Origin of the sequence: Flavobacterium sp. ACAM 123 (genome assembly GCF_000264055.1) — a bacterium.
Taxonomy (GTDB): domain Bacteria; phylum Bacteroidota; class Bacteroidia; order Flavobacteriales; family Flavobacteriaceae; genus Flavobacterium.
Map to the genome: position 1 here is coordinate 1 of NZ_AJXL01000067.1, position 19515 is coordinate 19515.

Sequence of the window (19515 nt, forward strand, 5' to 3'; positions counted from 1 at the left end):
AAACTTATTATAGTAAGGTTTTCATATTTCTCGACATCCTCCTTTGACCATAAATATTCTTTTCCTTTCGGTCTTTTAGTAAAGTCCCAATCAAGTGGCTCTTTTACATATACATAGAGATTTATGCGTTTTCTTCCAAGTACTTTTTGTTTTATTTCTTCCCGACTGATAAAATTAAAAGCGAAATAAGATGGGTCGCCTATAGTTCCAAGTACGTTTTTTATTTCTGGTTTAATCTCTTTCAGTAAAATTTTTAACGGTTTATTTATAAACTGTTGTTCATTTGTTTTTAATTTAGTGGCCTCAGTAGGTGTTTGTACTAATTGCTTTACTTTACAGCTATAATTTGTTAAAATGAGTAATATTGCGAAAATTTTAAGCGTATTTTTCATGATTATGTGTTTATTAGTTACAAGGAGTGGTACGGCCACTGCCAGGGAAGTTGTTTGAGGCGATTTAAGCAAGAAACCCTTTCGATTTTGAAAAAGAAAGGGTTTGGTGATTTTTTATTAAAATTAATCATTTCCAATGACTTTTATACGAATTACTTTAAGGTCACCATATTTTTCAATATCTTCCTTGGTCCATAGATACTCTTTGCCCTTAGGTCTTTTAGTAAAGTCTCAATCTAATGTCTCTTTTACATAAACATATAGTCCTAGTGAGTTTTTCTCTAATGGTCTTCGTTTTATTTCTTCAGTTTCGATAAATCTAAAAGAAAAGTAAGATGGATCGCCAATGTTGCCGTAATATGTTTTTATTTCTGGTTTAATCTCTTTCAGTAAAATTTTTAACGGTTTATTTATAAACTGTTTTTCATTCGTTTTTAATTTATGTGCATCATTAGGGGTTTGTACCATTTGTTGCGCGTTGCAACTGTCGTTTGCCACAAAAAACAATATGATTATAGTTTTAAATATTTTGTTCATGACTAAATAAGTTGATCCTCAAATAGGTTAAGATTTGAGAATTTATTTTGTTGATTACTGCTTTATCATAAGGTACTCACCTGTATGTATGCTAGCAGGCGGCGGGGCAGGATCTCCTTCTTTGTGGGTTATAAATTCATCCCAGAAGATTACTACCTTTAAAGCGGCAACACCATTTACTGTAGTTTGTCGTATTTCTATGCCGGCAATGTTTGGAGATTTATTATCTACAAAATTGAGCCTTAATCGTTTTTCTGTTGGGGAACAATCTGGACAGCCAAGTTGCGTGCCTATAATAATCGTATTTCCAGTTATAATATGATTAATCTCTTCATCTGTATAATTAACATTGATATTTGCTAATGTATTGCCTTTCTCTATACCATCTTTTATGAACTGAAACTCTCCAACAATAAGGTCTTCGTAGTAATATCCTGACGATTTTATTTTTTTCTTTAATATAAATTTTAATGATGTAGAACCGTTTGTATATAGATAAGTTCCGTCGTATCCATCAAGTACATTATTTACATCTTTGTAATAAGATCCTTTAATTCCTTCTCTAGAGGTAGAAATGTCATATATTAGATTCTGCGCTTTACAATTACTTAGGAAAAGGAAAATTGCGATATATTTAATATAATTTTTCATGATTATGTGTTTATTAGTTACAAGGAGTGGTACGGCCACTGCCAGGGAAGTTGTTTGAGGCGATTTAAGCAAGAAACCCTTTCGATTTTGAAAAAGAAAGGGTTTGGTGATTTTTTTTTTAAAAATCAATCATTTCCAATGACTTTGATACGAATTACTTTAAGGTCACCATATTTTTCAATATCTTCTTTGGTCCATAGATACTCTATACCTTTAGGTCTTTTAGTAAAGTCCCAATCTAAAGTCTCTTTTACGTAAACATATAATCCTAGTGAGTTATTCTCTAATAGTCTTCGTTTTATTTCTTCAGATTCAATAAATCTAAAAGAAAAGTACGATGGGTCGCCAATGTTGCCGTAAGATGTTTTTATTTCTGGTTTAATCTCTTTTAGCAAATTCTTCAAAGGTTTATTAATAAATTGTTGCTCAAACGTTTTTAATTTATGTGCATCATTAGGGGTTTGTACCATTTGTTGCGCGTTGCAACTGTAATTAAAAAATAGATAAATGACTGCGAGAAATTTAAATATATTTTTCATGGTTGTAAAGTTTAATGTTAATTGCAAGGTATTGAATTACATGTTTTTGTCCCGATCGCGCAGATATGTACATCATGCAGCTGATAGCGCAGAATTGCATTCTGTGCCCATTCCTATTGGTAACTAAAATAAATCTAACAAAATTACTTCTAATTCATAATCTAAACCGGCATAATTTCTTGCCGAAATAAAATAATAATCCTCTGGAAGAGTTACAATTTTGTCTTTTACAGGATTGTAATGAATGTAATTTATTTTTTGCTTGATAAACCAATTGCTTTCCACAATTTCTGCGTAATAACCATTTTGCCAAACTTTATATTTTTGCTCTTTTTTGAGGTGTTCACACGATTTTTGAAAATAATCCAACATCCACTCCCTTCGACTTTCAGGCTCTTCTTGTATTGTTTTTACAATTTGTTTAGAGGTAAATTTCTTGAAATCTCGCATAATGTCAGACAAAACAAAGCCTTCTTTCCCTTTACACAACAAATGCAAATGACTTGACATCAAACAATAAGCATAAATTTCTAAACCTTTCTTTTCTTGGCAATGTTTCAATGCATTGGTAATAACATATTTTTGACTCAATCTTGTAAAGACATCAATCCAACCCACTGTTGTTATAGTTATAAAATAGGCTTGGTCTGTTGTTGTGGCTTTATATTTTGTTGACTTTTTTTTGTTTTAAAAATACTAAAAAAAGCCACACCTTTTTATAGAATGTAGCTTTGTTGACTTGTATTGCCTGCTCAACTTTGTGAGCACAGCATGCAATTCTGCGCTATCTTTACAAGGAAATTATTGCATATCCAAGCAATCGGGTTATACCCTGAATTGGGATATCCAGACAAAGACAAAACCTGTGCAAAAACAATTGTTCGTCACGCTCGATGATGATGAGCAAAAAGTATACGATTACCTGTTGAAAACCGGAAAAGAACTGTTGGATATAATTGCCTTGCGATGTGATTTTACTATTTACAGAATGTCAGGAATGCTATTGAATATGGAACTCAAAGGTGTGATTCGGCCGTTGCCAGGGAATTTGTTTGAGGCGATTTGATTTTATAAAAATCCTCTTCAGGGTTTTAAACCCTGAAGAGGATGAGAGGAAAGAGCGGTATCTACAAAGACATTGCCAGATAGTTTTATGATACTATGGTTTTGATTATAGCAGCGGGCGCAAAGTCAAGAGACATTTGCGCAGCGTCTGTGCTATAAGGGAATACTGCGGAGAGCCATTAATTTTGTTTTAACTATTTATTCTTTTGGTTGGTTTATTACTTTTATTCGGATCACAATAAGATTACCATATTTTTCGGTATCTTCTTTGGTCCATTCCAATTCTTTTCCTTTAGGTCTTTGCTCCCATTTCCAAGCAATAGGTTCTTTTACGTAAACATATAACGAGACTTTGTCTTCATAACTTCCCTCATTTTTTTTATGTTGTTCCAAGGTTCTAAATCTAAACGAGAAAAACTGATGACCCACTTCATTGCTTGCTCCAGCAGTTTTTATCTCTGGTTTAATTTCGTTCAATAAATATTTTAGTGGTCTGTTGATAAATTGCTGCTCATTTGTTTTTAATTTATGGGCATCATTAGGGGTTTGCACCATTTGTTGCGATTTACAACTATAATTAATTAATAGTAGTAGTATTGAGAAAATTTTTAATGTGTTTTTCATGAATTTTTAATTCTCTAATCTTTACCAATTACTTTGATACGTATTACAGTAAGGTTGCCGTATTTCTCCACGTCTTCTTTTGTCCATAGAAATTCTTTACCTTTTGCTCTTTTATCAAAGTCCCATTCTACAGGTTCTTTTACATATACATATAATCCCAAGGAATTATTTTCAACAGGTCTACGTCTTATTTCCTCAGAATCTATAAATCTAAAAGAAAAATAGGACGGAAAATCTAAAGTTCCAAATGCAGTTTTTATCTCTGGTTTAATTTCGTTCAATAAATATTTTAGTGGTTTATTTAGAAATTGTTTCTCATTTATTTTTAATTTATAAGCATCGTTGGGAGTTTGTACCATTTGTTGTGCTTTACAGCTGCTATGTACTAATAAAAATAGTATTGCGAAAATTTTGAGTATTTTGTTCATGACTAAATAAGTTGATCCTCAAATAGGTTAAGATTTGAGAATTTATTTTGTTGATTACTGCTTTATCATAAGGTACTCACCTGTATGTATGCTAGCAGGCGGTGGAGCGGTATCTCCTTCTTTTCGGGTTATAAATCCATCCCAGAAGATTACTACCTTTAAAGCGGCAACACCATTTACAGTTGTTTGCCGTATGTCTATACCTGCAATGTTTGGAGATTTATTATCTACAAAACTGAGCCTTAATCGTTTTTCTGTTGGGGAACAATCTGGACAGCCAAGTTGCGTGCCTATAATAATTCTATTACCTGTTATAATGTGGTTAACAGATTCATCTGTATAATTAACGTTTATATTAGCTAGAGTGTTGCCTTTCTCTATACCATCTTTTATGAACTGAAACTCTCCAACTATAAGGTCTTCATAGTAATAACGATAAGATTTCAATTCTTTCTTTAATATAAATTTTAAAGATGTAGAACCGTTTTTATAAAGGTAGGTCCCGTCGTAGCCATCAAGCACGTTATATATATCTTTAAAATAGGATCCTTTTGTTTTTCCTAGATGGCCTTCAGTTATATTATAAATAGTTGATTGAGCGCTACAAGAACTTAGTATCAAAATAAATGCGATGTATTGAATATAATTTTTCATAATTTTATGTTTACTAGTTACAAGGTATTGGAGTAACAGATGAGTTATTTAAGGTTAGTTTGTTAAAATTATTTGATGCTGCATCAGCTTTGTACAGTTCTACGCCACAGTTTTTAAATTGTTCTAGAAAACTTTTTTCTAGTTCTCCTTTACTATTGGAATATGTTATTGCTTGCTCCATATGAATGGTCTTAATTCTCTCTTCTTCAGATAAAGTTGCATAGTCCGCATTATTCCAAATATTTCCTACTTGAGCCCTTAATACATCAATATTACTTATTTTTAGCATGTAGGTGTTTGTATTCCCATTAGCATCTTTACAAACTAAACCATTAAAAGCTTCGCCTTGTCGGCTGAGAAATGCTCCGTCGTAAACAGCAAGTAAAAATCGAACGTCTTGAAAAGAAAACATCGCATATCCGTTTGATGGATGAGAATGAAAAGCTCCAATACTAGATTTATTGGTGGCTAATAATACTGAGAATTCTTGATCAGACGAAACTTGATTGAATTCGTAACTAAAGCTTTGATCTTTATTCATTGTTTTTTGACCTCAACCCCTGCCTCCTTAACGTTTACAATAGCTTTGACTTTATCTTCAAGCCATTTAATGTTTGATTTTATGTTGTTTGTCTGGCCAGAGTTGAAGTCTAATAAATCTTTAATTTGATTGCAAGGATCTACATCAGTATCTGGTTCAGGCTCAACAGCGGGACCTCCACCACCTCCAAATCCACCATCCCATAAATAATTATATTCAGGCTTAACGTCTTCGGGTCGATCCCATATGTAAGTGATGACAGGAAATTTATTGATTATTATTACTTCATCTAATGGTATAGGCTCTTGTGCGCTTCTGAGGTTATAGCTGGTCTTTGTATTGATTGTAGCTAACTTAGACACCAATAATCCTTTTTTTGCTCGAAAACCATTGACAAAAGTTCCATCAATTTTGTTTAGCATTATTATTCCCGAAAAGTCTTGTGCTGTCGCGTCAGTGTCTGGATACATAGTAAAGACAATACTTTTCAATTCGTCTTTTATTTTGATTAAAAGAATTCTGCTGTATCTAGTTCTTGTGTTGTTAGACAAAGGGATAACGGTCAATAGTTGATCGCTATTTGTTATTTTTTCTTGCGCAATATTATTTAAATCGGCTGTTTCCGCTTGTTTTTTTCCTTTTATTGATCTGGAAGTGATCGTATTTTGTGCGAGATAAAGCATTGCCTCCTCCTTACTTACCGTTTTAATAGTATTTTCATCGGTAGCAATTTCTTCAACTTGGCAATTAGTTAAGCTTAGTGCAACTATAAAAAGCAATAAAAATTTGCTAATGTAGCTTTGTGGTTTGTTTCATTAATTGGTTTGTAAAGTTAAGATTATTCATGCAAATTGTCTGTGCCAAATCTAGTTAAAATAAACCGTTTGTCAAATACCCACTTTTAATGATTTTTCAAACAAAAACAGCTTTTACTTAAACTCTAAAAAGTATTGTGAATCATATAAAAAAATTAGCTACCAAACCCCAGTTTTTCGCGAACTCTTTCTAGAACGCCATTGGCCACATCCGATGCTTTTTCGGCACCAATTTTTAATAAAACATCTACCTCAGGAAGATTGTTGATGTAGTAATTGTATTTTTCTCTTTCGGTTTTGAATGTTTCAGTGATTAATTCAAACAAAGCTTGTTTGGCGTGACCGTAACCATAGTTTCCTCCAAGATAATTAGCTTTCATAGTTGCTAACTGCTCTTCGCTTGCTAATAATTTATAAATAGCAAACGCATTACAAGTTTCTGGATCTTTTGGGTCTTCTAGTGGTGTGCTGTCGGTTTCAATGCTCATCACCTGTTTGCGCAGTGACTTGTCATCCAGAAATATATTGATGATATTATTGGCTGATTTACTCATTTTTCCACCATTAGTTCCAGGAATCAGCATACTATCCTCCTGAATTTTAGCTTCTGGAATAACGAAGGTTTCGCCCATTTGATGGTTGAATCTTGACGCAACGTCTCTAGTTATTTCAAGATGTTGCAATTGGTCTTTCCCTACGGGTACCAACTCTGCATCATACAATAAAATATCGGCAGCCATCAACATCGGGTACGAAAACAACCCTGCGTTTACATCTTCTAATCGATCGGCTTTGTCTTTAAACGAATGCGCTAAAGTCAAACGTTGAAAAGGAAAAAAACAACTCAAATACCAAGACAATTCCGCTGTTTGTGGTACGTCCGACTGTCTGTAAAAAACCACTTTATTAACATCTAGTCCACAAGCCAGCCAAGCTGCTGCTGTGCTGTAAGTATTCGTTCTCAATAATTCTCCGTTTTTTATTTGCGTGATAGAATGCAAATCGGCAATGAAAAGAAACGATTCGTTTTTAGGATCATTTGATAATTGTATTGCCGGTATAATTGCGCCTAGTAAGTTTCCTAAATGTGGAGTTCCTGTACTTTGAACGCCTGTAAGTATTTTAGCCATTGTGATTTTTTTCTGAAGTGCGAAGTTCGTGTAGTTTATTTAGTTATTTACCGCAAAGTTCGGAAAGTTTTTTCGCAAAGTTTGCAAAGAATATTTTTTTCAAGGCCTAAGGTATTAAAATGATGAATAACTTAGTAATTATAGGTTATTAACGACCCTTCTGATTCCGTTTTTTAATAGAATTTCATTAAAGTTGATAAGAAGTCCTAGTTTGTGTTTTCCCAGTTTTAAATAAGTTAAGGTCTGAGCTAAATGAATAACGGTTAAAGAATCTACACTTTTAAGTTCGATTATCAACTTCTTTTCAACTAATAAATCTACTCGGTAACCACAATCCAAATAAACGTCTTCGAATATTAAAGGCATGGCTTTTTCTTTTTCAACAAATAAGCCAGCTTGATTAATTTTAAAATACAAGCACTCTTTATAAGCGTTTTCTAATAAACCAGGACCAAGTCCTCTGTGTACGTCAATTGCTAAACCAATTACAATGTTAGAAATCTCATTTTCAGTCATTCTTGTTTTTTACTTTGCGTAAAACTTTGCGTTCTTTGCGGTTATATTTCCCAAATTTAATTCTTTTTAATAATAGTATCATTGGAATCCTTATTTTTGAAGTCATGAAAGGAATAAAAATAATTTTCTGGACTTTATGGCGGATGTGGTTTTATGTTTTATTTGCTATCCCCATAGTGATTATGTTGCCGTTTTTATTAGTGTCTATAGTTTCTGAAAAAGGCTATCCGTATTATTTCAAGATGGCGCGTATTTGGGCAAAATTCATTCTATTCGGAATGGGGTTTTACTATAAAATCGAAAAAAGTCAAGCATTAGAGCTGGATAAAAGCTATATGATTGTGGCCAATCATACCTCTATGGCTGATATTATGCTGATGCTTGCCACGGTCAAAAACCCATTCGTGTTTGTTGGAAAAAAGGAATTGGGTAAGATTCCGTTATTTGGTTTTTTCTATAAAAGGACTTGTATTTTAGTGGACAGGGGCTGTTCAAAAAGTCGCTTGAAGGTTTTTAATGAGGCGCAGAAAAGATTAGACCGCGGTTTAAGTGTTTGTATTTTTCCTGAAGGTGGCGTTCCTGATGATGAGTCGATACTTTTGGATACGTTTAAAGACGGCGCATTCCGTCTTGCAATTGAACATCAAATTCCAATAGTACCTATCAGTTTTGCCGATAATAAAAAGAGACTTTCCTATACTTTTTTCAGCGGTGGTCCCGGATTAATGCGGGTTAAAATACACGAACAAATCGAAACCTTTGGAAAAACTGGGGTAGACAGAAGACATATCAGGGAGGATGTTCGGGATGTCATTTATACTCAGTTAGTAAAGTTTGAGAATGAATCAAAAGAGAAAAAACCGATTTTGGCAAAAAATAAAGTATAAAAAAAGAGTTGGCCATGGCCAACTCTTTTTTAGTTTTATGCGTCTGCTAATTCTTTTATTCTTGCTTTAATTTTGATTTCAAGCTCATCGGCTAATTCCGGGTTGTCTTTAATCAACGATTTTACCGCATCACGGCCTTGTCCTAATTTGGTTTCACCATAACTGAACCAAGAACCTGCTTTTTTAATAATTTCAAATTCTACGGCAAGATCTAAAATCTCTCCTGTTTTTGAAATTCCTTCACCGTACATGATGTCAAACTCAGCAATTTTAAAAGGCGGAGCTACTTTGTTTTTCACCACTTTTACTTTAGTTCTGTTACCCAGAACGCTGTCCCCGTCTTTAATTTGTGTAGAACGACGAATATCTAAACGCACCGAAGCGTAAAATTTTAATGCATTTCCACCGGTGGTTGTTTCCGGATTTCCGAACATCACTCCAATCTTCTCTCTCAATTGATTGATAAAGAAAACAGTACAATTAGTTTTGCTTATTGTTCCAGTTAATTTTCTTAATGCTTGAGACATTAAACGGGCATGAAGTCCCATCTTAGAATCTCCCATTTCTCCTTCGATCTCACTTTTTGGAGTCAAAGCAGCAACGGAGTCAATAACAACAATATCAATTGCCCCTGAACGAATCAGGTTTTCAGCGATTTCTAATGCTTGCTCTCCATTATCTGGTTGAGAAATAATAAGGTTTTCGATATCTACCCCTAATTTTTCAGCATAATTTCTGTCGAAAGCATGTTCCGCATCAATAAAAGCGGCAATTCCACCTGCTTTTTGAGCTTCTGCGATAGCATGAAGCGTCAACGTGGTCTTTCCAGATGATTCTGGACCGTATATTTCAATAACTCTTCCTCTTGGGTAACCACCAACTCCTAATGCTAAATCGATACCTAAAGATCCTGAAGAAATAGTTTCTACTTCCACGATCGCTTTATCGCCCATTTTCATTACTGTTCCTTTTCCGTAGGTTTTATCCAGTTTGTCAAGCGTAAGTTGTAGCGCTTTTAATTTAGCTTCTTTCTCTGTACTCATCTTCTCTTTTACCTTTTCTTTCATCTATTTGTATTATTTTTCTATCTGTAACAAAATAACAGGATGGATTATTATCCTGAAAATTTCATTTAAAAGTAATCGTATGTTTTAGTAAAAATACTTCTTTTTATGATGTGAATTTTTACTTTTATTTTTTTTTTGAACTATCGATTGTGCGAAAAATCGATTGTGGTTAATGCTTGTTTTTACAGGAACAAGGCCTTTAATTCTGTGGCTTCTTCTGGTTTCATTTTTCCAGCCAGAACCAAACTGAGTTGTTTGCGTCTTAACGCTGCGTCAAAACGTTCTTGTTCCAGCTCTGTTTCCGGAATTATTTGGGGCACTTCCACCGGTCTTCCCGTGTCATCCACAGCAACAAAAGTGTAAATGGCCTCATTGGCCTTTGTTTTATTACCAGACTCTCTGTCTTCGACCCAGATGTCGATAAAAATCTCCATCGAGCTTTTGAAAGCTCTGGAAACTTTAGCCTCTACAGTAACCACACTTCCTAATGGAATGGCTCTATTGAAAGCTACGCTATTTACGGATGCCGTGACTACTATTCTTCTGGAATGTCTTCTCGCGGCAATACTTGCGGCACGATCCATCCGAGCTAATAATTCACCACCAAAAAGGTTATTCAAAGGATTTGTTTCGCTAGGTAATACTAAATCAGTTAGCGTTGTCAGGGATTCGGAAGGATGTTTTGGTCTCATTTTATATGTCAATCTAATTACTTTTTTCTTTATTGGTAGCAAAAATAGTTAAAACTATGTACTTTAAAGCATCGCTGGTTCTAAAACCTTTTGGTCACTGCTTAAAAAGAATGAAGGCATTTAATCGGCTCAATCGGTGCGTGCTTTTAGCTACCCCTATTTGCAGTAGCTAAACTATAAGTTATAAGTTTATAGTGATTATTCTTGTAGTCTAATTTAACCAGTAAACGGCCATTACTGCCGGTATAAAATAAATGACAACGGTTCTTGCTCCATCGTAATCTTTTGCTAGTCGTTGACCAAAAAGCAGCATAAGTAAGGTTATACAAGAAAAGAGTGCGCCGTAGAAACCAAATGTTCTACCGTTGTTTATCAATAATTCGATACAGCCTACAATACATAAAATGCCGGATATTAATTCTAATACCAGAACATTTGCCAATGCTAATGGCACCTGATTTCGCAATGGTGTTTTAGCAAAATGATCTTTTAACCAGTTAACGTTGTCTTTCCAATAAAATAGTTTGTCATAACCGGACTGGAGAAAGGAGATTGCTAAAAAAATTAAAAGTAAAATAGAGGCAACGTTGTTCATGTGGTTACTTTTTATGGATTAGTCTGGTAAGCTTAATGGATAAATCAGTTAAAATGATTTTTGCGTTCCCGTTTCTTTCTACGTGATACATGGCATCAGAGAGTTCTTTAAAAATAGCGTTAATGTTGTTGCCATTTACAAAGGGAGCAAAATTTTCTAATTTGAATTTATCGACTTTTGGTTCAAAGTAAACTAATCCTTTAGTCTCGTAATTCATCATTAATGCTTGACGGAACATTTCGATACAAAATTGAAGGAATTTCTTTTGGGTTTCTCTTCCCAAACCTGCAATTTTTTCACTCCAAAGAATCAAATCTTGAATCGCTGAAGCATTTCCTTTTGCTTGGAATGCCGCGCGAACCCAGGTGACAAACCATTGCTCAAAAGGATGCTCTTCATCATCGGCATGAAGTAAATGTAAAGCTATGTTGTAATTTCCCTGTGCCTGATGTGCGATTTTTGCCGCTATGTTTGGATCAGTCTGCTCTCGCAATATCAAAGCTTCTGCGATGATAGGCTCACTCAAACCGTTAAAATGTAAAATTTGGCAACGGGAACGTATTGTTTGAATTATATCTTCTTCATTCTCAGTAATCAAAATAAATACGGTCTTTTCCGGTGGTTCTTCTAGTAGCTTTAATAATTTATTGGAAGCGGCAATATTTAACTTATCGGCCATCCATATAACCATCATTTTATACCCTCCTTCATATGATTTCAAGGATAACGATTTTAGAATTTCCTGTGCGTCATCCACTCTGATTTCGCCTTGCTTGTTTTGAACGCCCAATATGGCATACCAGTCAAATAAGCCACCATAAGGATTCTTAGTTATGAATTGTCTCCAATCCGTAATGAAATCAATACTTTTCGGGTTTTTTTTTACTTCTTCGGTGGTTACGGTAGGATAGGCAAAGTGTAAATCAGGATGCGATATTTTTTGGAACTTTAGATTACAAGCTTGATTGACACCGTTATTTTCTCCGTTTTGATTGCCACACAAAATATATTGTGCGTAAGCAATCGCCATGGCTAAGGTACCGCTTCCTTCTGGACCAACAAACAATTGTGCATGCGGGATCCTACCCAAATCGGCACTGCGTGTTAGATGACTTTTTATGTGTTCTTGCCCTAAAATTTCAGAAAATTGCATAAAGCAAAGATATAAGAAAATGGGTTAGTCTAAAATTTTACAGGGCAAAGTTTAGTAAAATGTAACGGCAAAATGACATTGGATATTCCAATATTTAAGAAAGAGTAATTGCCTCTTTTTGTGAACATATCACTTATTAAATGACATAAAAATAAAATGGTTGTCTATTTACATCGATTTCGTTGATCATATGGCGGTTTTTTTGGTTTTTTCAAATTCAATAACACTCTAAAAGGGCTATATTTGATGTTCGTTCAAATAAACAAACTAAAAACAGACCTGATGAAGACTTTAAAAGATTTTGATTTCAAAAATAAAAAAGCAATAATACGTGTTGATTTTAATGTGCCTTTGGACGAAAGTCTTAATGTGACCGATGCCACTCGAATTGAAGCGGCTAAGCCCACGATAGATGCAATTTTAGCGCAGGGTGGAAGTGTAATTTTGATGTCTCACTTAGGGAGACCAGAAGGTGTAGAAGAAAAATACTCCTTGAAGCATATTTTGAAAACAACTTCAGAAATTCTTGGGTTGCCAGTTAATTTTGTTTCTGACTGTATTGGTAAAGAAGCTGAAAATGCTGCGGCAGCATTAAAATCAGGCGAGGTGTTGTTATTGGAGAACTTGCGTTTTCATAGTGAAGAAGAAGCTGGAGAAGTTGGTTTCGCAAAACAACTTGCGGCATTGGGAGATGTGTACGTGAATGATGCATTTGGAACAGCACACAGAGCACATGCTTCGACTACTATCATTGCTCAGTATTTTGAAAACAAAAAATGTTTCGGGTTGTTATTAGCTAAAGAGATAGAGAGTTTAAATAAAGTATTAAAAAATAGCGAGAAGCCCGTAACAGCAGTGCTTGGTGGATCAAAGGTGTCTTCTAAAATTACCGTTATCGAAAATATTTTGGACAAAGTAGACCACATGATTATCGGTGGTGGAATGACCTTTACTTTTGTAAAAGCTATGGGAGGAAAAATTGGAGATTCTATTTGTGAAGACGACAAACAGGAATTGGCTTTAGAAATTTTAAGATTGGCAAAAGAGAAAGGAGTACAAATTCACATTCCAGTTGATGTTATTGCAGCAAATGCGTTTTCAAATGATGCCGAAACTAAAATTGTTGATGTAAGTGAAATTCCTGATGGATGGCAAGGTTTGGACGCAGGACCAAAATCATTGGCGAACTTCGAAAAAGTAATAATGGAGTCAAAAACGATACTTTGGAATGGTCCTTTAGGAGTTTTTGAAATGGAAAATTTTGCTAATGGTACTATTGAGCTTGGTAAATTTATAGCAGCTTCCACGGCAAAAGGAGCCTTTTCTCTTGTGGGTGGTGGTGACTCTGTAGCAGCGGTAAAGCAATTTGGTCTTGAGGACAAAATGAGCTACGTTTCTACCGGTGGAGGAGCCATGCTTGAAATGCTGGAGGGTAAGGTATTGCCAGGAATCGCAGCTATTTTAGACTAGAATTTCAGTTTTAACAATTTTTATAGAAGTTTGTAGTTATAACAGATTAAGTTTGTAAAAAAATAGTTCCTTAATCGTTTAGAATTAAGGATGTTGACAACCGTAATATGAATTTAAAAAATATATCACTATCCTTCATTTTATTAACATCAATTCCTTCGTTTTCGCAACAAGTTGCAGAAAGCAAAGGAATTGTTAGTATAGATACAAATCTCTCCTATCTGGACTCGATTAAAAAGACCTTTGTAAAAGATGAAATGGCTGCTTGCGTAGACAGTTTATGGATGAAGGAATTGACTAATCTCGAGTTGTACAATGACATCACCTCAGATATTGAGAACCTCAATATGGACGCGAGGGTAGATTATGAATTGCCTACAGAATTGCTAAAATCAAGATTGGAGGCTATGAACGCAAAATCGCCTTTCAAGATTGAATACAATCAGAGCTTAGAGAATGTAATTAAATCGTTCCTGAAATACAGGAAACATTCCTTTGAGCGATTAATGGCTATTTCTGAATATTATTTTCCTATGTTTGAAGAGGCTTTCGCCAAAGAAAATGTGCCCTTGGAGATAAAGTATTTGGCTATTGTTGAATCAGCACTAAACCCAAAGGCAGTTTCCAGAATGGGTGCTACCGGACTTTGGCAGTTTATGTACCAAACTGGAAAACAATACAACTTAAAGATTGATTCGTATGTAGATGAACGAAGTGATCCTTTGAAATCGACAGCCGCTGCCGCAAAATACATGTCTAATATGTATTCCATTTTTGGCGATTGGGAATTAGTATTAGCATCTTATAATTCAGGACCTGGAAATGTTTCTAAAGCAATTAGACGCTCCGGAGGAAAACAAAGCTATTGGGACATCAGAAAACACCTTCCAAGAGAAACACAGGGATATGTTCCGGCATTTTTAGCCACGATGTATTTGTATGAATACCACAACGAGCATGGAATAAAAGCAGATAGAGCAGTGGTGCAGCACTTCGCCACTGATACTATAATGATCAAAAAGCAAATGTCATTTAAGCAGGTTGCGGACTTACTAGATGTTCCTGTTGCGCAATTGCAATTACTGAATCCTTCTTACAAATTAAATATCATTCCTTTTTACAACGACGAGAATCATTATTTGAGATTACCAACAGAGAAAATAGCGGCATTTGTTTCGAATGAAGACAAAATGTATGCTTATGTGCAACACGAACTTGATCTTAAGGAACACCCTTTTCGAAACGAAAGAGCGGTAGTGAAAAGTGGGGAAAACGGCAGTGAAACAAAAACGACTACACGCAGCGCAACCAAATATTATAAAGTAAGACGAGGCGATAATCTTGGTGCGATTGCTAACAAGTACGACGTCGCTGTGTCTGAAATTAAGAAATGGAACGGACTGAGAAGCAATACTATCGCTTATGGTAAAAGTTTGAAAATCATTACTACGGAAACGGTGGTTCAAACTGTCAAGAAAGAACCTAAGGCAGCAATTGCTTCCTCAGATGTAAAAGTCGTAAAGGAAGTTAAAATCACAAAAGAGCTTAATACAGATACGTTATCCGCGAATACCGCCGCTGTCTATATTGTTCAAAAAGGAGATGATTTAAACAGTATTGCTCAAAAAAACAAGGTTACGGTAGCTGAAATTAAAAAGTGGAATTCCCTCTTGAGTACAACGATTCAATTAGGAGCTTCTTTAAAAGTTGCAGAAAAAAATACCGATTCTAAGAATGATATTGCTGCAGAGGTCGTCCAGAAAGACATCGAATATACAGTCCAAAAAGGAGATAATCTCGAAAATATAGCGAAGAAATTTGGTGCTTCTTTAGCCGATTTGAAAGAATGGAATCAGTTGTCAGGTCAAAACATTGTTTTGGGCAAAGTCTTGATCGTTGCTAAAAATGAAGTGGCCATTAATACGGTCCAAGCCTCGATAGATTCATTCAAAAAAAAGAGTAATGCCGCTGCGGTTTCTACAAAACCGAGAATTGAGTATTATGTTCAAAAAGGCGATTCTTTATATAGCATAGCCAAAAAGCATCCGGGGATTACGATTTCAGATATTAAAAAGTGGAACGATATTCGAGATGAAAACATCAAACCTGGAATGAAGTTAAAGATTAGCGGATAATCTGTTGAATAGTTATTTTGAACTCCATGCAGTCCAATAAAAAATGGACTATTTCCATAGTGTGTCAAAAAACTGGCACAATTCATTGGCAGTAGGACAATATTCTCGGACTAATTAATAACTAAAATTGGTATAACTTCTATAAATTTGGGTTTTATTCCATAATACGATCAGAATGAAGAAAACCCATTTTTTAATGCTTCTTATTTCCGTTTTGTTTTTTTCCTGTAAAAAGGAAAACACAAACGTTATTCGAAAAACTACAGGAGAAGTCAATAATATCGCTGTTATTATTGATGATCAGCAGTGGAATGGCGAGATAGGGGACAGTATAAGAAACAAGTTTGCTTCTCCGGTAATCGGCTTGCCGCAAGAAGAACCTCTTTTTACCATAAATCAATATCCTGTTAAACTTATGGAAGGATTTATGACAGACAGTAGAAACATTATTATAGTAAAAATAGGGGAGAAAAATAATTTTACGATTAATAAAAATCAGTACGCTGAACCCCAAAATGTTTTTCATATTTCAGGGAAAACAGGGGCTGCTATCTTGGCTATTTTCCAAAAAAACACTCCGGAAATAATTCAAATTATTCGCCGGACCGAAATTGAGGAATGTCAAAGAATTAATAAAAAAGCACTTCTTGACCCCAGAATAATTACCAATAAATTCGATATCAAAATAGACGTCCCATCCGATTATAAATATATGATACAGGAATCCAATTTTATTTGGTTGAAGAAAGAATTAGTGAGCGGGAACACCAGTTTGCTACTGTATCAAGTCCCAATTAATGCTATAAAAAACAAGAATAATTTAGTTTCCAATATCATTAAAATAAGAGATTCTATAGGAGCTTTATACATTCACGGAAAAGAACCTGATACAGATATGATTACTGAAGAAGCCTATTCTCCTTATTTTTTTAAGATTAAGCTGGACGACAAGGTAACCTATGAAATGAAAGGAACCTGGGAGTTGAGGAATGATTTCATGTCGGGACCTTTTATTAATTATGCTATTCTCGATGAAGAAAATCAAAGAGTGCTGTTTCTGGAAGGCTTTTGCTATTCTCCATCGAAAGAAAAACGGGATTTCATGCATCAACTGGAATCCATTATAAAATCAGTTACCGTGCTTAAAAAAGGAACCGTAAAATAGCACAAGTCGCAAAATCTAAACTTTTAATAAAATAAACTATCCATGGCAATACAATGGAAAACAAAGCCTTTTGAGGCACTTTCAGTAAACGAATTATATGATTTACTTAAATTAAGGAGTGAGATCTTTGTAGTGCAGCAAAATTGTGTGTATCTCGATCTCGACGGCAAAGACAAGCTCGCGTTGCATCTTTTTGGAGAGTTTGAAGGAAAAGTGGTGGCTCATGCCCGACTTATTAAACCCGGAATTAGTTTTGATAACGCTTCGATAGGAAGAGTGGTTGTCGATGCTAATTACCGTGATAGAAAATGGGGACATGATTTGATGCGAGAAGCCATCACTGGAATTGCATTGCATTATGGTGAAAGTAAAATAACCATTGGCGCTCAGCTATACTTAAAGAAGTTTTATGAAAGCCATGGATTTGTACAAACTAGTGAGATGTACCTGGAAGATGATATTCCTCACATTGATATGAATAGAGAGTAGTGTTATGTTTTAGTAATAAGAAACTCAACTCTCCTGTCAAACTCTTCCCCTTTTCCCAAGGGGAATTTATTACCAACACCCTTATAAGACATTCTCAAGCTGTTGATGTTTTTCTTCATTAGATAGAGGAAAACAGATTTGGCCCTATTGACAGATAGTTTTCTCTCGTTGGTCGCCCGATCGATTGCGTCAGTATAGTAACTAGGAGTACAGCATACATGACCTATGATTTCAAATTCAAGGTTTTTATTGGAGTTAAGAATCTTCGCTATTTTATCTAATTCTTGTCTGGATTGCGAATTTAGCGTACTGCTTCCGAACGGGAAATATATTTTTTCTAAGTAAATGCGATCGCCTGCGGTATGTTGATCTTGAAAAGAATTGTATATTCCCGCTCCAAAACTATTTTTTCTAACAAGCACAAGATCAACACGACGATTCTTGGAGCGTATTTCACTCCAATTTTCTATAACATCATCAGTTATAATCACTCGACCTTTGCCTTCAATAATTACAATTTTGTTTTTATTAAAACCATGTGAAGTAAGTATATTTCTCACAGTGCCCACTCTTTGTTCTGATAATTTATAATTGTAATCAGCATTTCCTCTATCGTCACAATAACCATAGATTTGGATAGACTCGATTGTAGCCGTATCGACCTTTCTAATAAATTTTAAAATGCTTTGTTCTTGTTGACTGTCAAGTCCATATTTATCAAAATCAAAATATACGGTTTGAACTTTTTCTGTTTGAGCGTTGAGGTAGCCAAAAAAAAGTAACGCTATTATTTTAAAATAGCCCAGCATTAAATTTTTAAAATATTTTTATAGTCAACGCTATTGTTTAGAATACTGACGGATTTCTTTATTTCTGAATTTGTTTTTATATAATACCTATAAAGTCCTTCCTGATATTGGTAACGTTTAATAATTTCATCAACAATCAAACCTTTAATTTCTTCTTGGTTTTTATCTAAAAGTGTTTCTTCGCTTTTTTGAATTGCCACAAGGAGTTGCTCGTATTCTGTACTGATGGTAGCATCTATTTTTTCTTTTTTGGCTAGTGCCAAAGTGTTTTTTAGCGCTTGCTCTGTTTCCGTGTCGAATGCTATGTTCTGAGTTTTTAAAAATTGCTTGAAGTTTAAGTAATCTGCAGTCGATAAAGTGGGTATTTGATCGCCCAAATTCGGGTTTTTATAATAATAGTCGGTGGCAAAATTGAAAATCCCATCATTTTTTAGCAGGGCGTTGGCAATAGCACTTGTTTTAGTTTCTTCCAGTTGTATGTCGGGTAAAATGCCGCCACCGTCGTAAACACTTCTTCCTTTCCGAGTTTTAAAGCTGTTGTAATTTTTTTCCTCTGTCCTGATGGCTGCTCCATTCTTGTCTTTGTGTGCATAATCTAAAGCTTGAATGCATCGTCCTGAGGGTGTATAATACCTGGAAATAGTTACTTTTAATTGGGTATTATACATCAATTCTATCGGTTTTTGCACCAGACCTTTTCCAAAACTTCGGCTACCTACTACAACGGCGCGGTCTAAATCCTGCAGCGCTCCTGCAACAATCTCTGATGCTGAAGCACTTTTATCATTTATAATAATTACTAATGGAATTTCAGTATCTATCGGCTCCATTGTTGTCTTATAGGTGTTGTTGTGTTTTTCGTTTTTAGATTTTGTGGTTACTATAGCTTCGTTTTTCGGCACAAACAGATTGCAGATGTTTACCGCTTCGTTTAGTAAGCCTCCGGGATTGCCTCTCAGGTCTAAGATAATTCTTTCAGCGCCCTGTCGCTTTAGTTCCTCTAAAGCCATTTTGGTTTCGTAGGATGCTTTTTTGTTAAAATGAGCCAATACGATATACCCTGTTTTCGCATCTATTTTCGAGAAAAACACTACCGATTTTATTTCGACTTCATCAAGAATGATTTGTGCTGTATTTGGTTTTTTTTGACGGATGTATTTG

General features: G+C 34.9%; 23 protein-coding genes and 1 pseudogene. 6 read left to right on the forward strand and 18 right to left on the reverse strand.

Annotated elements, in window-relative coordinates; genetic code table 11:
- The 5 genes and pseudogenes from A3SG_RS19800 to A3SG_RS19805 form a co-directional block, all read right to left on the reverse strand.
- Positions 1–392: hypothetical protein (locus A3SG_RS19800; RefSeq protein WP_157485453.1), on the reverse strand; the 392-nt coding region annotated here is incomplete at its 3' end.
- Positions 393–623: 231 nt separating this feature from the next.
- Entirely contained in the window at positions 624–929 is a 306-nt protein-coding gene (locus tag A3SG_RS0112250; protein ID WP_016990314.1) for a hypothetical protein, read from the reverse strand.
- Positions 930–983: 54 nt separating this feature from the next.
- Complete coding sequence (locus A3SG_RS0112255; RefSeq protein WP_157485455.1) at positions 984–1580, reverse strand: DUF6705 family protein; 597 nt, start codon at positions 1578–1580, stop codon at positions 984–986.
- A 125-nt stretch (positions 1581–1705) separates the two neighbouring features.
- Entirely contained in the window at positions 1706–2050 is a 345-nt protein-coding gene (locus tag A3SG_RS0112260) for a hypothetical protein (protein WP_232226364.1), read from the reverse strand.
- A gap of 192 nt (positions 2051–2242) precedes the next feature.
- Positions 2243–2794 (reverse strand): annotated as a pseudogene (locus A3SG_RS19805) (REP-associated tyrosine transposase); the annotation flags it as partial.
- A gap of 190 nt (positions 2795–2984) precedes the next feature.
- Between A3SG_RS19805 and A3SG_RS0112270 the strand changes: the two are divergent.
- Positions 2985–3185 carry a hypothetical protein gene (locus tag A3SG_RS0112270; protein ID WP_410500998.1) on the forward strand — a complete coding sequence of 67 codons (201 nt, stop codon included), beginning with the start codon at positions 2985–2987 and terminating at the stop codon, positions 3183–3185.
- Between the two features lie 197 nt (positions 3186–3382).
- On the opposite strand, the gene A3SG_RS0112275 is transcribed toward A3SG_RS0112270, so the two are convergent.
- The 7 genes from A3SG_RS0112275 to A3SG_RS0112305 all read right to left on the reverse strand — a co-directional run bounded on the left by A3SG_RS0112275 (position 3383) and on the right by A3SG_RS0112305 (position 7892).
- Positions 3383–3808 carry a hypothetical protein gene (locus A3SG_RS0112275; protein WP_083832448.1) on the reverse strand — a complete coding sequence of 142 codons (426 nt, stop codon included), beginning with the start codon at positions 3806–3808 and terminating at the stop codon, positions 3383–3385.
- 14 nt (positions 3809–3822) lie between these two features.
- Positions 3823–4236, reverse strand: a complete 414-nt coding sequence (locus A3SG_RS0112280; RefSeq protein ID WP_016990320.1) for a hypothetical protein — start codon at positions 4234–4236, stop codon at positions 3823–3825.
- Between the two features lie 54 nt (positions 4237–4290).
- Positions 4291–4890, reverse strand: a complete 600-nt coding sequence (locus A3SG_RS0112285) for a DUF6705 family protein (RefSeq protein WP_016990321.1) — start codon at positions 4888–4890, stop codon at positions 4291–4293.
- A 13-nt stretch (positions 4891–4903) separates the two neighbouring features.
- Positions 4904–5431, reverse strand: coding sequence for a hypothetical protein (locus A3SG_RS0112290; RefSeq protein WP_016990322.1), 528 nt, complete (start codon positions 5429–5431; stop codon positions 4904–4906).
- Entirely contained in the window at positions 5428–6210 is a 783-nt protein-coding gene (locus A3SG_RS0112295) for a hypothetical protein (protein WP_016990323.1), read from the reverse strand. Before A3SG_RS0112295 ends, A3SG_RS0112290 begins: the two co-directional genes overlap by 4 nt.
- 191 nt (positions 6211–6401) lie before the next feature.
- Complete coding sequence (gene trpS / locus A3SG_RS0112300; protein ID WP_016990324.1) at positions 6402–7376, reverse strand: tryptophan--tRNA ligase; 975 nt, start codon at positions 7374–7376, stop codon at positions 6402–6404.
- Positions 7377–7514: 138 nt separating this feature from the next.
- Positions 7515–7892 carry a GxxExxY protein gene (locus A3SG_RS0112305; RefSeq protein ID WP_016990325.1) on the reverse strand — a complete coding sequence of 126 codons (378 nt, stop codon included), beginning with the start codon at positions 7890–7892 and terminating at the stop codon, positions 7515–7517.
- 104 nt (positions 7893–7996) lie between these two features.
- Between A3SG_RS0112305 and A3SG_RS19810 the strand changes: the two genes are divergently transcribed.
- A complete protein-coding gene (locus tag A3SG_RS19810) occupies positions 7997–8779 on the forward strand; it encodes a lysophospholipid acyltransferase family protein (RefSeq protein WP_016990327.1) in 783 nt (260 codons plus the stop codon).
- Positions 8780–8814: 35 nt separating this feature from the next.
- On the opposite strand, the gene recA is transcribed toward A3SG_RS19810, so the two are convergent.
- The 4 genes from recA to A3SG_RS0112335 all read right to left on the reverse strand — a co-directional run bounded on the left by recA (position 8815) and on the right by A3SG_RS0112335 (position 12286).
- Entirely contained in the window at positions 8815–9822 is a 1008-nt protein-coding gene (recA, locus tag A3SG_RS0112320; RefSeq protein ID WP_029596787.1) for a recombinase RecA, read from the reverse strand.
- Between the two features lie 206 nt (positions 9823–10028).
- Positions 10029–10538: an acyl-CoA thioesterase gene (locus A3SG_RS0112325; protein WP_029596788.1), complete on the reverse strand. Its 510-nt coding sequence runs from the start codon at positions 10536–10538 to the stop codon at positions 10029–10031.
- A gap of 211 nt (positions 10539–10749) precedes the next feature.
- Entirely contained in the window at positions 10750–11133 is a 384-nt protein-coding gene (locus A3SG_RS0112330; RefSeq protein WP_016990330.1) for a DoxX family membrane protein, read from the reverse strand.
- Positions 11134–11137: 4 nt separating this feature from the next.
- Complete coding sequence (locus A3SG_RS0112335) at positions 11138–12286, reverse strand: ATP-binding protein (RefSeq protein WP_016990331.1); 1149 nt, start codon at positions 12284–12286, stop codon at positions 11138–11140.
- 282 nt (positions 12287–12568) lie between these two features.
- Here A3SG_RS0112335 and A3SG_RS0112340 point away from each other — a divergent pair, with 282 nt between their 5' ends.
- From A3SG_RS0112340 to A3SG_RS0112355, 4 genes are all read left to right on the forward strand, one after another.
- Positions 12569–13756: a phosphoglycerate kinase gene (locus A3SG_RS0112340; protein WP_029596789.1), complete on the forward strand. Its 1188-nt coding sequence runs from the start codon at positions 12569–12571 to the stop codon at positions 13754–13756.
- Positions 13757–13863: 107 nt separating this feature from the next.
- On the forward strand, positions 13864–15891 hold the full coding sequence (locus A3SG_RS0112345) for a LysM peptidoglycan-binding domain-containing protein (protein ID WP_016990333.1): 2028 nt from the start codon (positions 13864–13866) through the stop codon (positions 15889–15891).
- Between the two features lie 175 nt (positions 15892–16066).
- Positions 16067–17056 (forward strand): DUF4837 family protein, encoded by a 990-nt coding sequence (locus A3SG_RS0112350; protein WP_016990334.1) that lies wholly within the window; start codon positions 16067–16069, stop codon positions 17054–17056.
- Between the two features lie 42 nt (positions 17057–17098).
- Positions 17099–17545, forward strand: coding sequence for a GNAT family N-acetyltransferase (locus A3SG_RS0112355; RefSeq protein ID WP_016990335.1), 447 nt, complete (start codon positions 17099–17101; stop codon positions 17543–17545).
- 2 nt (positions 17546–17547) lie between these two features.
- Here the strand turns inward: A3SG_RS0112355 and A3SG_RS0112360 are convergent, their stop codons facing one another.
- Both A3SG_RS0112360 and A3SG_RS0112365 read right to left on the reverse strand, forming a co-directional pair.
- On the reverse strand, positions 17548–18354 hold the full coding sequence (locus A3SG_RS0112360; RefSeq protein WP_016990336.1) for an OmpA family protein: 807 nt from the start codon (positions 18352–18354) through the stop codon (positions 17548–17550).
- The coding region (locus A3SG_RS0112365; RefSeq protein ID WP_016990337.1) for a S41 family peptidase at positions 18354–19515 on the reverse strand (1162 nt) is incomplete at its 5' end. The genes A3SG_RS0112365 and A3SG_RS0112360, both read right to left, overlap by 1 nt.

Bases quoted from the DNA above. Each gene is read 5' to 3' on its own strand.
- A3SG_RS0112250 (WP_016990314.1), bottom strand. From the start codon at position 929: ATGAACAAAATATTTAAAACTATAATCATATTGTTTTTTGTGGCAAAC.
- A3SG_RS0112255 (WP_157485455.1), bottom strand. From the start codon at position 1,580: ATGAAAAATTATATTAAATATATCGCAATTTTCCTTTTCCTAAGTAAT.
- A3SG_RS0112260 (WP_232226364.1), bottom strand. From the start codon at position 2,050: ATGGTACAAACCCCTAATGATGCACATAAATTAAAAACGTTTGAGCAA.
- A3SG_RS0112275 (WP_083832448.1), bottom strand. From the start codon at position 3,808: ATGAAAAACACATTAAAAATTTTCTCAATACTACTACTATTAATTAAT.
- A3SG_RS0112280 (WP_016990320.1), bottom strand. From the start codon at position 4,236: ATGAACAAAATACTCAAAATTTTCGCAATACTATTTTTATTAGTACAT.
- A3SG_RS0112285 (WP_016990321.1), bottom strand. From the start codon at position 4,890: ATGAAAAATTATATTCAATACATCGCATTTATTTTGATACTAAGTTCT.
- A3SG_RS0112290 (WP_016990322.1), bottom strand. From the start codon at position 5,431: ATGAATAAAGATCAAAGCTTTAGTTACGAATTCAATCAAGTTTCGTCT.
- trpS (WP_016990324.1), bottom strand. From the start codon at position 7,376: ATGGCTAAAATACTTACAGGCGTTCAAAGTACAGGAACTCCACATTTA.
- A3SG_RS0112305 (WP_016990325.1), bottom strand. From the start codon at position 7,892: ATGACTGAAAATGAGATTTCTAACATTGTAATTGGTTTAGCAATTGAC.
- A3SG_RS19810 (WP_016990327.1), top strand. From the start codon at position 7,997: ATGAAAGGAATAAAAATAATTTTCTGGACTTTATGGCGGATGTGGTTT.
- recA (WP_029596787.1), bottom strand. From the start codon at position 9,822: ATGAGTACAGAGAAAGAAGCTAAATTAAAAGCGCTACAACTTACGCTT.
- A3SG_RS0112325 (WP_029596788.1), bottom strand. From the start codon at position 10,538: ATGAGACCAAAACATCCTTCCGAATCCCTGACAACGCTAACTGATTTA.
- A3SG_RS0112330 (WP_016990330.1), bottom strand. From the start codon at position 11,133: ATGAACAACGTTGCCTCTATTTTACTTTTAATTTTTTTAGCAATCTCC.
- A3SG_RS0112335 (WP_016990331.1), bottom strand. From the start codon at position 12,286: ATGCAATTTTCTGAAATTTTAGGGCAAGAACACATAAAAAGTCATCTA.
- A3SG_RS0112340 (WP_029596789.1), top strand. From the start codon at position 12,569: ATGAAGACTTTAAAAGATTTTGATTTCAAAAATAAAAAAGCAATAATA.
- A3SG_RS0112345 (WP_016990333.1), top strand. From the start codon at position 13,864: ATGAATTTAAAAAATATATCACTATCCTTCATTTTATTAACATCAATT.
- A3SG_RS0112350 (WP_016990334.1), top strand. From the start codon at position 16,067: ATGAAGAAAACCCATTTTTTAATGCTTCTTATTTCCGTTTTGTTTTTT.
- A3SG_RS0112355 (WP_016990335.1), top strand. From the start codon at position 17,099: ATGGCAATACAATGGAAAACAAAGCCTTTTGAGGCACTTTCAGTAAAC.
- A3SG_RS0112360 (WP_016990336.1), bottom strand. From the start codon at position 18,354: ATGCTGGGCTATTTTAAAATAATAGCGTTACTTTTTTTTGGCTACCTC.